General features: G+C 34.8%; 7 protein-coding genes and 5 pseudogenes. 10 read left to right on the top strand and 2 right to left on the bottom strand.

Going from position 1 to position 13,679, the window contains the following annotated elements; genetic code table 11:
- From AFK68_RS30510 to AFK68_RS30480, 7 genes and pseudogenes are all read left to right on the top strand, one after another.
- Positions 1-375, top strand: a 375-nt coding sequence (locus AFK68_RS30510; RefSeq protein WP_143438451.1) for a HEAT repeat domain-containing protein, incomplete at its 5' end; no start/stop codon positions are given.
- Positions 376-616: 241 nt separating this feature from the next.
- Complete coding sequence (locus tag AFK68_RS30505; RefSeq protein WP_094677711.1) at positions 617-1,288, top strand: hypothetical protein; 672 nt, start codon at positions 617-619, stop codon at positions 1,286-1,288.
- Between the two features lie 146 nt (positions 1,289-1,434).
- A pseudogene (locus AFK68_RS47075) lies at positions 1,435-2,044 on the top strand (DUF1822 family protein); the annotation flags it as partial.
- A gap of 30 nt (positions 2,045-2,074) precedes the next feature.
- On the top strand, positions 2,075-2,569 hold the full coding sequence (locus AFK68_RS47070; protein WP_168186716.1) for a DUF1822 family protein: 495 nt from the start codon (positions 2,075-2,077) through the stop codon (positions 2,567-2,569).
- Positions 2,570-3,208: 639 nt separating this feature from the next.
- Positions 3,209-5,190, top strand: a pseudogene (locus AFK68_RS47065) (ABC transporter substrate-binding protein); the annotation flags it as partial.
- 498 nt (positions 5,191-5,688) lie between these two features.
- Positions 5,689-6,027 (top strand): annotated as a pseudogene (locus AFK68_RS30485) (ABC transporter substrate-binding protein); the annotation flags it as partial.
- Between the two features lie 407 nt (positions 6,028-6,434).
- On the top strand, positions 6,435-6,746 hold the full coding sequence (locus AFK68_RS30480) for a hypothetical protein (protein ID WP_094677701.1): 312 nt from the start codon (positions 6,435-6,437) through the stop codon (positions 6,744-6,746).
- A gap of 489 nt (positions 6,747-7,235) precedes the next feature.
- On the opposite strand, the gene AFK68_RS30475 is transcribed toward AFK68_RS30480, so the two are convergent.
- Positions 7,236-7,772, bottom strand: coding sequence for a biopolymer transporter ExbD (locus tag AFK68_RS30475; protein WP_094677699.1), 537 nt, complete (start codon positions 7,770-7,772; stop codon positions 7,236-7,238).
- Between the two features lie 112 nt (positions 7,773-7,884).
- Positions 7,885-8,634: a MotA/TolQ/ExbB proton channel family protein gene (locus AFK68_RS30470; RefSeq protein ID WP_371357627.1), complete on the bottom strand. Its 750-nt coding sequence runs from the start codon at positions 8,632-8,634 to the stop codon at positions 7,885-7,887.
- Positions 8,635-9,238: 604 nt separating this feature from the next.
- On the opposite strand from AFK68_RS30470, the pseudogene AFK68_RS47060 reads away from it, so the two are divergent.
- The 3 genes and pseudogenes from AFK68_RS47060 to AFK68_RS40260 all read left to right on the top strand — a co-directional run.
- Positions 9,239-10,972 (top strand): annotated as a pseudogene (locus tag AFK68_RS47060) (PAS domain-containing protein); the annotation flags it as partial.
- Positions 10,961-12,545: pseudogene (locus AFK68_RS47055) on the top strand (GAF domain-containing protein); the annotation flags it as partial. The pseudogenes AFK68_RS47060 and AFK68_RS47055, both read left to right, overlap by 12 nt.
- A 1-nt stretch (position 12,546) precedes the next feature.
- A partial coding sequence (locus AFK68_RS40260; RefSeq protein WP_371357626.1) for an ATP-binding protein occupies positions 12,547-13,679 on the top strand: 1,133 nt, incomplete at both ends.

The raw sequence follows: 13,679 nt of genomic DNA, 5'->3' as shown, positions 1-13,679 counted from the left end.
TGTGAAGCAGTTCAACAAATAGCAACTGGTTGGAAAGATAACTCAGAAACTTTTGAATTACTCAAACAACGGGTAGTGTCTGATGATAGTTCGACTGTGCGACGTGAAGCAGTCCGACAAATAGCAAATGGTTGGAAACATGAACCCGGAATATTTGAATTGTTTTACAACACTGCCCTCAACGATCCTTGTAAAGAGGAAGAAGACTGGGAAGACAACCCTCGACAAACTGCACTAGAGGCAATAGTCAAACATTACCCAGACCATCCGCAAACCCTCCCACTATTACAAGACAGAGCAGAAAACGACCCAGACGAACAAATGCGGGAGTGGGCAAAAAAAGAAATTGCAGCGATTAGAAAATACCTACTGTGAGCATCTTGTTCACGAATAAAAAAAATGTTCTTGTAGTAGGGACGTTCCATGGAACGTCCCTACAATTCCTTACCCCCTAATTTAAAAATCAAAAATCTAATCATACCCTCCAAATCATAAAAAACTTTTGACAGGCAGATATATAAAAAGGAGAGGGTTAAAAATTAAGGTAAGCCAAATATATATTTGTGGTTGATGGGCTAAACTCAGAACATTCAACCATTGTTATAGGAGGATCGCCGTGGAAGACCAACTGCGAGACCTAATTACCCAAATATGTCAATCTCAAAACCCTAGTCCAGAACGCCAGAAAGCTTTAAATAGATTACTGATACTAATCCAACAACTACCAGGATTATATAGGTCATCTCACCAAAATTATCCAGAAGCTTTTAATCGTACTTTAGAATGGGCAAGCAAAAATATTCAAAACTTTAATCCTACTTCTCCTTGGGAAAAAAGTTTTGTAATTTGGATTAATGGTTATTTGAAATGGCGCGTCCGAGATTTATATATTGCCGATAATAAATATCAAAATGAGAGTATAGATAAACCTATTAATGATGATGAAGGACAGTCAACAACTTTAGGTGAAAAATTACCAGCTAATACTCTCAGTTTATTGGAAATTAAAATTGCTGAACTACAACAAGCCAAACGTCAAAGGCAAGGTCTTGCAGTTCAGGAATATATTAAGAAAGACCCAGAAGAAAAACTTAAAAAATCTCATCCTAAAAAACATCCTGAATGTAACTGTCATGTATTAGCCATTCGGTTATTATTAGAAGAACAAAAAATATCTAATATTTCTAGAGAAATTAATATTAGTAACCAAACCCTTTATTCTCACTGGAAGCGCAAATGTCTTCCTTTGTTACAAGAAATTAGTAGTAAATTTGGAGAACAACCATGACCCTAACTTTAGCACAACCATTAACAGTTTATTTAACTCCCGAAGCTCATCAATACGCAACAAAATTTGCAGCCGAACAAGCAACTCCNGAAGCGCAAATGTCTTCCTTTGTTACAAGAAATTAGTAGTAAATTTGGAGAACAACCATGACCCTAACTTTAGCACAACCATTAACAGTTTATTTAACTCCCGAAGCTCATCAATACGCAACAAAATTTGCAGCCGAACAAGCAACTCCAGAAAAAGGAAAACAAGTTTATCTAAATACTCTTGCTGTTGTGGCAGTGGAAACTTATTTCAAATGGATAAATATTCAAACAGCTATTCAGCAAAGTGATTGTTGGAATCCTACTTCGAGAGCAATATTTAATGTAGCTGACCTAGTTTTACCAAATATTGGCAAATTAGAATGTCGTCCGGTATTGCCTGGGGAAAAAGAGTTTGATTTACCTCCAGAAGTTACCGAAAATAGAATTGGTTATCTGGCAGTTCAATTTGAGGAAGATTTAAACCAAGTACAACTATTGGGATTTGTTTCTGGAAGAAAGATTAACCAATTTCAAGAATCTATTTTTGTGAGTGAAATAGATTCTTTAGACACATTAATTGACGAAATTGATTGGTGTCAAAAATTTATTAACTTACGGCAGTGGTTTGCCGGAATTTTCCAGACAGAATGGCAACCTTCAGAATTATTGCCTGATACTAATATGAGAAGTTTAAGGAAAACTACTTCAGATTCAGAAGTACCAACTANAGATTAACCAATTTCAAGAATCTATTTTTGTGAGTGAAATAGATTCTTTAGACACATTAATTGACGAAATTGATTGGTGTCAAAAATTTATTAACTTACGGCAGTGGTTTGCCGGAATTTTCCAGACAGAATGGCAACCTTCAGAATTATTGCCTGATACTAATATGAGAAGTTTAAGGAAAACTACTTCAGATTCAGAAGTACCAACTATTAGTTGTGGAAAAATTATTAATTGGGGTAGTGGAGCAACTCAGCAAGCTACAGTATTCGTGGTAAAAGTTACAGCTAAATTTGAGGAAGAAATAGATATTTGTGTAAGGCTTTATCCTGTTGATGAAATTCTCTATTTACCTATTGGTTTACAAGTGCAAATATTGGATGAGTCTGGCAATTATTGTATGGAAGCTGAAGCGAGGGAAACAGATGATTGGATACAATTAGAATTTGGCTGTAAACCTCAAGAACAATTTACTGTAGAAATGAATTTAGGTGAGCAAGTAATTAGAGAAAATTTTGTAGTTTAAGAGGATGGTTAATGAATTTAGAAGTTAGTAGGGGCGAATGGCCATTCGCCCTTACAGAAATTGTTTTTGTAATAGAGATTTTGAGTAATCTTCCAAAAACATTTTGCCTTAAAATGCGGAACTTTAGACCCAATTATTTTGATATATAGTCATTTCAAATAAGGATGAAACACTTTTTTGGCTGAAACCCTTTCTAGGCAAGGGAAAACTCGTCCCAGTCTTATTCAGAATGACTATAGCGTTTCTCAGACTAATGAAGTACACCTATACCTATCTTTATTTCTATTCTATCCCCTGTTCCTTGTTGTCTAAAACAAGCGAATTTTGTACCTTACCAGTATAGGAATTACTATAACTATGAAAATAATTAAAATTAAACTGATTGATAGTGTTAATGATAAATTTCATGTAACTTTAACTTTAATAGATACTAAAGATACTAATTTTCATTCCATTGATGGTTTGTTGCCATGTTTACCTTCTCAACTAGAAACATCTTTTAAAGAATGGAAAGAAGCTTANCCGAAAAATACTAAAGATACTAATTTTCATTCCATTGATGGTTTGTTGCCATGTTTACCTTCTCAACTAGAAACATCTTTTAAAGAATGGAAAGAAGCTTACTATGAGTTAGAAGATGTGCGGAAAGTAGCAACTCGCCTTAGTCCAAAATCGGTCATTAATTATTCTAGTTCTGAACAAAAAGAACAAGTTAAAATTACTCTTAATCAATGGCTGGATAGTGGTGAGAGTAGTTGGCAACCTATACGAGATGAGTTAATTGCTGTTTTAAGTTCTCTACAATCTTCTGGAGAAGAAATTCGCTTATTTTTGGATATTCAAAATCCTAATTTATGTCGAATTCCTTGGCAAGAATGGAGTTTATTTGAGTCTCGTTTTCCTCAAACAGAAATTGCTATCCGAGTTAAGGGTAAGGGTAGATTTAAAGGAGTTCGTAAATTATCGAAAGTAAGAATTATTGCAATAGTTGGCAAGAGTGATGGTATTAATACAGAGTTAGATTTAGAGGTAATTCAAAAGTTAAAAGAAAAGGGTGCGGAAATAAAATTTTTAAATCAACCAACTAGGGAGATTTTATCTAATACTTTGCGGGAAGAACCTGGTTATCATATCTTAGTTTTTGCTGGTCATAGTTGTAGTAAAGAAGATGGTTCAATTGGTTGGATAGATTTGAATGAGGAGGATAGATTAAGTATTGAAGAGTTTAAAAATTCTTTGAAATATGCAATAGATAAAGGGTTGCAATTAGCAATTTTTAATTCTTGTGATGGTTTGGGTTTAGCAAATCAATTGGCTAACCTTGGTTTATCACGAATTATTGTTATGCGAGAACCTGTTCCTGACATGGTAGCAGTGAAGTTTTTGGAGTATTTTTTCGCGGAGTTTGCTAATAATAAATCCTTATTTGAGTCTGTGCAAATAGCAAAAGGAAGGTTAGAACATTTTGAAAAGCTTTATCCAGGGGCGATGTGGTTGCCTACTATTTGTATTCAAGAAACAGCTTTGTCTAATTCTCTGAATTGGCAGCAGTTAATTCATCCAAATTCATGGCAAAAATTTATCAATAAATTTAAGCTACCGTTAGGGTTGACAGCCGGATTTTTATTGGCAATTTTGGCGATAAATTTACTTGAAAATAAACCTCCAAATATTACACAAACACCAGACATTTATCAAAATATTAGTCAGGGAGAAAAGCTCTTAATTTCTTCAGTGAAAACCCCTGAAAAAGAAATGGGAATTCAGGAGTTTAATAGTGGCAAATTTGGTCAGGCGATCGCTCAATTTCGTCAGTCTCTCCAAGTCAAGAAAAATGACCCGGAAACTTTGATTTATTTGAATAATGCAATTGCTCAACAAAAGTCTAATACTAATATTGGGGAAAAGATAGAAATTGCCGTAAGTATTCCAATTAGTCAGGAGTCAGATATTGCTCAGGAGATTTTGCGAGGAGTTGCTCAAGCTCAAAGTGAATTTAATTGTGGTTTGAATAAAATTTCTCTAGCTATTACAAATATTGAAAGTACACTAAATTGCTCTGGTAGTTTGAATGGTAAATTTATACAAGTTACTATTGCTGATGATGAATATCTGCCAAAAACTGCTGAAAAAATTGCTAGCGCTCTGGCAGAAAATGAGAAAATTTTAGCTGTTATTGGTCACTATTCCAGTGATATGACTTTACAAGCTGGAGATATTTATAACGAAGCTAAACTTGTGGCTATTTCTCCTACTAGCACTTCTATTCATTTGAAAAATTTTGGTAAATTTGTATTTAACATTTCACCGAGCGACCGTTTGGCAAGTCAAGCTTTATTTAGTTATCTAAGCAAACAAAATTGGGTAGATAAAAAAATAGCAGTTGCCTATATACCTGGGAATAGTTACAGTCAATCTCTAGCTAAAGAATTTGAGAAATTACTACCAGCAAAATTTGTACATAAATGTGATATTTCACTCGGAAATTTTAGTGCTAATGACTGTGTGGAAGAAGCAAAAAATCAAGGTGCAGAAATAATGCTTTTAGTTCCTGCTACAGACAGAACTTTAAGTAATACCATAGGCATAATTGATAATGCCAAAGGATTGAAATTATTGGGNTCTCTAGCTAAAGAATTTGAGAAATTACTACCAGCAAAATTTGTACATAAATGTGATATTTCACTCGGAAATTTTAGTGCTAATGACTGTGTGGAAGAAGCAAAAAATCAAGGTGCAGAAATAATGCTTTTAGTTCCTGCTACAGACAGAACTTTAAGTAATACCATAGGCATAATTGATAATGCCAAAGGATTGAAATTATTGGGTGGAGATTCTGTTTATAATCCTAGGGTATTAAAAGATGCTGGTCAACAAGCATATAAAACAAATTTAAGTATTGCTATTCCCTGGCATCGTTACCCTAATTCTGAATTTGCTCAAACAGCTAAAAAGTTTTGGAATGCTGAAGTTAGTTGGCGTACTGCTACATCTTATGATGCAACTAAAACTATTATTAAAGCAATGGATGAAATGATGGGTAATTATTCTCGTAAACAGTTACAAAGAATTTTATCTAGTCGTGATTTTTCTGTAGAAGGAGTAACAGGAAAAATTANCATCGTTACCCTAATTCTGAATTTGCTCAAACAGCTAAAAAGTTTTGGAATGCTGAAGTTAGTTGGCGTACTGCTACATCTTATGATGCAACTAAAACTATTATTAAAGCAATGGATGAAATGATGGGTAATTATTCTCGTAAACAGTTACAAAGAATTTTATCTAGTCGTGATTTTTCTGTAGAAGGAGTAACAGGAAAAATTAAGTTTGGAGAGTTAGGCGATCGCCAGTTTCTCGACAAGGATAAGTCAGTATTAGTTCAAGTTAAACCTAGTGTTAAATCGGGCAAATATGAGTTTGTAATTCGGAATAACGAAGAAGTAAGAAGTAAGAAGTAAGAAGGAGGAAGTAAGAAGGTCAATGTGCCAAGTCTGGAAAATATGAATTTGTAATTCGGAAGAAGTAGGAAGGAAGAAGGCTAATACCATTTTGTATTTTCATTATTTGATTAATAATCAACCCGGAAAAGAAGCTAGATTTTTTTGCTAGTAGCAATTTTTTTCCAATTGGTATTAGCACTGGGAGTACCTCAACCCATCCACAACCATGTACGGATTTCCTGACAATCGAATGCGGTTAAGCGATGAAGGCGTTAAAAAAGTTCCCAATCGCGTTAAAATTCAAGCAGATACAATTAACTTTGGTCAGTTGCAACTGTCGGGACTGCTTCTGAGTTAATTGTGCAGTTGTACTTATGTACTTTTAAAAGTGCTAAATTGCAACATAAGACTTAGGGAGAATAATTGTGGCCAAAAAAGACAAATTAAAAAAGTCTAATCTTCTCTACCAAAGATTAAAAGAAGCATTAGAAAATGGTAGTAAAGTCCGCATTGAAGCTGAGGAAAGTTACTATGGTTTCCCTATTACTTTAACAAAAGATTTTGTAGAAATTATGGTCTTAGTGCCACCAGATGAATATGACGAAGAAGATGATTCTTTTAAGCAGGTGACATGGTTGATTCGACTTTCGTCTATTTTTGCGATCGCCTACCCTACGGAATACTGGTCAACGGCAAGATTGGAAAAATTACTGGAAGTAGGTTCAAATCAAGTTTAAATTTTTTTTAGTTAAAACAATATAGAGGTTTTCGGGNTTTTAAGCAGGTGACATGGTTGATTCGACTTTCGTCTATTTTTGCGATCGCCTACCCTACGGAATACTGGTCAACGGCAAGATTGGAAAAATTACTGGAAGTAGGTTCAAATCAAGTTTAAATTTTTTTTAGTTAAAACAATATAGAGGTATATTAACATTTTCCCGTTATTATCTTTAATTTAACGGGAATTGATGATAAAACAGTAAAGAAACTGGAAACCGGGCTTGTGCAAACAGATATCAGTATTGTGATATGTCTAAAACAAACCCGGTTTCTTAATGATTGACTTTTAGCAAAAATAGGCAACAAGCAAAAGATTTTTATATAGCACTATAAAAAAGTATTAGGACATTAATAAAATTAAAATCTTTTACAACCAATAGTTTTGATTTGAGCTGATAGCTGATGTAGTGACACTTCGCGAATTGTTACTACTAACTAAAATGACTCTATTGTGATGTTCCAGGAGCAGGAGGTAACTTATATTCATTAGGATCGACTGTTCTTGCTGGAGTAGGTTTTTCGTCAGACTCAGAGGGAGTAACTGACTGCCCAGAAGTATTGCCAGCACCAGTTTGAGGCGAACCAGGTAAAGTTGCTAGAGCTACACGATCGCCTCCCACCTCTCGCAACAAATCTAAAACTTGCACAACATCATTGTATCTTGCCTCTTTAGGAGCATACAATACAACAACCCCCCTGGGATTAACCTGATTATATCTACGCACAAACTTTTCCAGTTCCGCAGCATTTACAGGTTGTTGTTCAATAAAAGTTTTTCCCACCTCATTCACACTCACAAGTAACATATCTTGTGATTGAGGTTTACCCGTGCTAGCTTTTGGTAAATCAACATTAATTGCTTGCTGACGGGTTAACTGTAAAGCAGCTAAAAGAAAGAAAGTCAGAATACAAAAAATTACGTCAATTAGAGGTATTAATTCAATCCTAACTTCTTCACTAGCAAACTCTTGATTAAGTTTCATATTTTTTCAAGTCAATATTATTTTGTTTCAATAAATAATTTGCTTTTTTGTTTTATACCACTACAAAAACCTGATAGCTGATAGCTGAATGCTATAATTGCTAGATTTTTATTCAGTTATTATTAGGCTCATCTGGAGGTTGTTCAACATCACTTTCCGGTGAAGAATCTTTTGGCTTTTTATCCTGTTCTAAAGTATCTGAAGTATTTCGAGAATTCTCCACCCATGAAGAGTAAAAATAAGTATTTTTATCTGGTGAATTGTACTTATTTAAAGATAGCTGTTGCCAATATTGTCGGTAGAGCAATTCCAACTCATTTCCAGCTTTCCGAAAAACCTTCATTTGATTAAATAACAAACTTTGAAATAATCGATAAAATACCAGACTAAAAATAGCTACTACCAAACCAGCAGCCGTACTAATTAAAGCTTCACCAATACCTACTGTTACTCCAGCAGTTGAAGAAGTACCCAAGTCACCCAGGCGAATCGAACCCAAGGAACCAATCAGACCCAAAACAGTACCCAGTAAGCCTAACATGGGAGCCAAAGCAATTACCCCTTCCAATAACTTATCTCCCTTTCGCATCGAGGCCAACTCATCATCGGCGGCTGCCTCCAGTGCCAATTTAAACACTTCTGGCTCTGGGTTTTGTAACCGTAAAGGTGCGTAGAGAAAACGACCAATAGGTTGTTTTAGGGTACGTCTCGCCATTTCTGTTGCTATACTCCAGTCCCGGCGTGCCGCCTCTAATACCCGGTTAACCGTTTGTTTTTCCTTAATTAATAGATTTGTCCAGAACCAGAGGCGATCGATTATGGTACTTAGGGACAAAATTGATAAAACTAATAGAGGCCACATAGCAGGGCCTCCCTTCTGAATCAGCTCTTCAAAAGTCACAGTATATTCACTCCAGCAGTTTCTAACTGATTAATTACTTAATAATTGTCTATTTACTTTTTATGAAGTTCCTCAGAACTTTTCGGANCCACATAGCAGGGCCTCCCTTCTGAATCAGCTCTTCAAAAGTCACAGTATATTCACTCCAGCAGTTTCTAACTGATTAATTACTTAATAATTGTCTATTTACTTTTTATGAAGTTCCTCAGAACTATCAAATTTTAATAATATATATACTATAGAAATATATCTTGACAAAAGTCAGAGTAAATGATATTGTAAAGGGTCAGCAAATATTAATATTTCTACATATTTTTTTAGGCTTAATCCTGGCATAAAGTTTCAGCATATTTTCAGCATTTACTTTGACGACTGGTCCAAAAGAGAATCAAATTATCAGGTGCAGACTACATAAATTAGGTTTAAAACCCATAAAATTAATATTAAGGGTGTCAATGTTTCAATTTATCAGTTGTTAGTTAACAATTACGTCCCTGATTAATAATTAGCTGCAAAATGTGGGAATTAACATTAATTAGGAAATATTCTGGAAATAGGGGGAGTTATGACCGAACAGTTATATTACTCCCACCAAAGGAAACCTCCAAAATTGCATTATTCGGGACGAAAACCCACATTGACAATTTTTAGCAAACACCATCAGAGTAATTGCAAGATGTTTATTCCCTCCATCAGTCAGGCTATCGATTACCATCCTCTTACCGCTACACCAGAAACTCCTGTAGAAGATGTCATTGTCTCCATGAGTAGTACAAGTTCAAGTTGTGTGCTAATCATAGAAAAACCATCTCCTACCAGTGAGACCATCCTGGTTTCTTCTGCGATAGAACCAGGCGATCGCAGTGCCGAATCCCCAGACCAAATTGAGAATTCCCATTCTCCAGATACAAGGGTACAATCTTTAGGGCCAATCATTGGTATATTTACTGAGCGAGACTTAGTACAGTTAGCCTCTATCGGCGCTCCTCTGAGTGGATTTCCGATTGCTCAAATTATGATTAGATCCATAATAACAGCCCAACTATCGGAAATTCCAGATATTTTTGCTCTCTTTGCACTACTAGAAAAACATCAAATCAACCACCTACCAATCGTTGATGACTTAGAAGAACTTATTGGCCTAGTTACTGGCCGTAGTTTTATTTTTAATCAGCCCGATCCAAATAACAAAAGTCAAAAATCAATAGTCAATAGTCAAAATAAATCATTAAATAATCAAAATATTGCTGTTAATCAAGATTTAGAAGTCCAGGATAATGTAGTAAAAAATCAGAAGCATTCATCATTACCTCTCAAAATAACTTTTGATTCATACTTAAAATTACCAGCCAAATTAATTTCAATTAATCAGTTAGAAGAAATCCATGAATCTCAAGTTATCCAAGCTTCATTATCTTTATCAATTAGGCAAATTACCCAACTGATGTTTACCCATAATGTCAGTTATATTCTGATTATCGAAGCCAAAGAAAACAAACCTAAAAATCAGACTGAAAGTAACCCAAAAAAACAAAATTCACAACATCAAAAATCAACCAAAATTCTAGGTACAATTAGTAGTAGAGATATAGTACAACTACAGGCATTAAAAATAGACTTTAATAAAACTAAAGCGGAGATAGTTTGTAACAACTTACCTGTCCTAATACGCTCCCATGCAAGCCTAGAAGTAGCTTTAGGTTTAATGAAAAAAAATTATTACCTACTACCTCTAATTGTGCAAACTTCTACAGGCAAGATAGGTAATCTTATTACTCCGACAAAAATTATTCAACAAATACTTCTAGGCAAATCATTATATCAATCATTAATTCGTTTTCATAATTATATAGAACAAACATCTATCCAACTGCATCAAGCCGATGAAAAACTTAAAAAATCTGCCATTGAACGGCAAAAATTAGCAGAAAGTCACTTGAAAGAACAAGAAATTGCAGCTCTAGCTATTGAAGGAAATGAAGATGGAGTTTGGGATTGGAATATCAAAACTAATGAAATTTTCTACTCTTCTCAGTGGAAAAAGATCTTAGGCTATACAGATGATGAAATTTCTCACAAAATCGATGAATGGTTAAATAGAATTCATCCAGAGGATATAGATAAAGTGAGTGCTGCTGTTCAAGAACACTTAGCTAAAAAAAATCCAACTTATCGAATAGAATATCGAATTAAATGTAAAGATAATCGTTTTATCTGGATTTTAGACAGGGGAAAAGCTATATGGAAATCAGGAACGCCAGTGAGAATGGTGGGAACTTTTGTTGATATTACTCAGGCAAAAGAAACAGAAATACAACAACGGTCTCAAGTAGAAAATTATAGCAAAATAATTAATAATTTTCAAGAAATAGTTTGGCAAACTGATGCTAAAGGTAACTTAATTTTTTTAAATAATACATGGGAAAAAATTACAGGTTTTACACCCGAAAATAGTTTGGGTAAGAATTTTTTAGACTATATTCATCCAGAAGATATAGAAAATAATCCAGAAAATACAGAGTTAGCTATTATTAGTAACAAATTAATTGCAGGTTGCTATCAATTAAAGTTGTTAACCAAAAACGGAAACTATTGTCCAATAGAAATGAAGAGTACATTGGTAGTTGATAGCGAAGATAATATTACTGGTATGGTAAGTACCCTAAGTGATATTTCTGCAAATATCGCCACCCAACAACACTTACAAGCGCGTGAAAAAGCAATCAGAGAACTGTATGAAGTCACTACAGGTGCAGGTAGTTCCTTTGAAAGCAGAATAGTTGCATTGCTTGAAATGGGATGCCGTCGTTTTGGTATGGATATAGGTTTATTAGGGCAAGTTTTAGGAGAACGTTATGAAGTTATTGCAGCTCATCTACCAGAATACTTCCTATTTGGAATAGCTAAAGGAGACGCTTTCGCCCTGGAACAAACATTTGACCGGGAAGTATTGCGATACAATGAACCCCTCGCAATCGAATCAGCTAAAGATTCTCAGTGGCGACATCATCCAGCTTATACTGTGCGTCGTGTCGCATCTTATATTGGTACTAAAATTTTTGTCTCAGGAAGAGTTTATGGTACTCTTAGTTTTACCAGTCGTTTTGCCAAGAATAAATGGAGTGCAACAGATATAGAAGTTTTAAAATTAATGGCAACTTATATTGGCGGTGAATTGTTGCGACAAGATGAGACAGAAGCTTTGCAAACAAAATATCAGCACTTTTTATTACTCAAACAAATTACCCAAGAAATTTGCTCAAAGTTAGATACTAAAGAAATTGTTCAGACTACTGCTACCCAAATTGGAAGAGTATTTGGAGTTAACCGTTGTTCAATTCATAGCTATGTTGCTGAACCCTATCCACACCTACCTTGTGTCGCTGAATATTTGGAAGCAAACTATGAATCAACATTGGATTTAGATATTGCTGTTACCTACAATTCTCATACAGAACAATTATTAGCAGAAGACAAAGCGATCGCCTCTCCAGATGTATTTTCAGATCCTCTATTAAAATCATCCGCACCGATGTACCGGAGGCTAAAAGTTAGGTCAATGTTGGCAGTTCGTACCTCCTATCAAGGACAACCAAATGGCATTATTAATTTACATCAATGTGATTATATGCGTCAATGGAAACAGGATGAAATAGACTTATTAGAAGAGGTGGCATCTCAGGTAGGATTAACATTAGCTCAAGCACAAATATTAGAGTCAGAAGTTACCCATAAACAAGAATTAGAAAGTCAGAATAAAGCTTTAGAACAAGCGCGAGAAGCAGCAGAAGTAGCTAACCGTGCGAAAAGCGAATTTTTAGCAATGATGAGTCACGAAATTCGGACACCAATGAATGGTGTAATTGGGATGANGGTGGCATCTCAGGTAGGATTAACATTAGCTCAAGCACAAATATTAGAGTCAGAAGTTACCCATAAACAAGAATTAGAAAGTCAGAATAAAGCTTTAGAACAAGCGCGAGAAGCAGCAGAAGTAGCTAACCGTGCGAAAAGCGAATTTTTAGCAATGATGAGTCACGAAATTCGGACACCAATGAATGGTGTAATTGGGATGACAAGTTTATTATTAGATATGGAATTAACCCATGAACAACGAGATTTTGTGGAGACTATTCGCACCAGTGGGGATGCACTGCTAACTATTATTAATGATATTCTTGACTTTACTAAAATTGAGTCTGGGAAACTGGAATTAGAACACAGTCCTTTGGATGTTAGAAGCTGTGTTGAAGAGGCACTAGAATTATTAGCACCAAGGGCAGCACATAAAAATTTAGAACTGGCTTGTTTAATTGATGATTCAGTGCCAGTAATGATTGTGGGAGACGTGACAAGGCTGCGTCAAGTCTTGGTAAATTTGTTAGGAAATGCTGTTAAATTTACAGAAATAGGAGAAGTAGTTGTTTCTGTAAGTGCTAGAAAAATTGGTGAAAATTATCAAGAAGATAGTCTCTTAGAAGAGATAAATTACGAAGAAATATCTAATTTTAAAACTCCTGGTAAAATTACAGGAAACTATGAAATACAATTTGCCGTTAAGGATACAGGTATTGGTATTCCTCCAGACCGAATGGATCGCTTATTTAAAGCTTTTTCTCAGGTAGATGCTTCCACAACTAGACAATATGGTGGTACAGGTTTAGGATTAGCCATTAGTCAAAGATTAAGTGAAATGATGGACGGTCAAATGTGGGTGGTTTCTCAGTCAGTAGAAATCAATAATTTGCCAGAAGCCAAAAAACACAACTCCCTGTTCAAAATTGATGACAATGGCGGTATTAATAACAAAAAAAATGACATAAATATTGACAATATTTATATGACTGAATCTATAGTAAATATTGCTGGAACTCCACCATCTTACTTTGTCAAATCAGAAGTAGGTAGCAGAGGTTCAACCTTTTATTTTACTATTAAAGCCAAGGCAATTGCAATGCCTTTTCCTGAAGAAATTGATAGTTTCTTAAAAGGCAAGACAATATTAG

It is taken from the genome of Hydrocoleum sp. CS-953, assembly GCF_002260545.1.
Lineage (GTDB): Bacteria > Cyanobacteriota > Cyanobacteriia > Cyanobacteriales > Microcoleaceae > Trichodesmium.
This window is presented reverse-complemented; position numbering and strand designations above follow the sequence as displayed.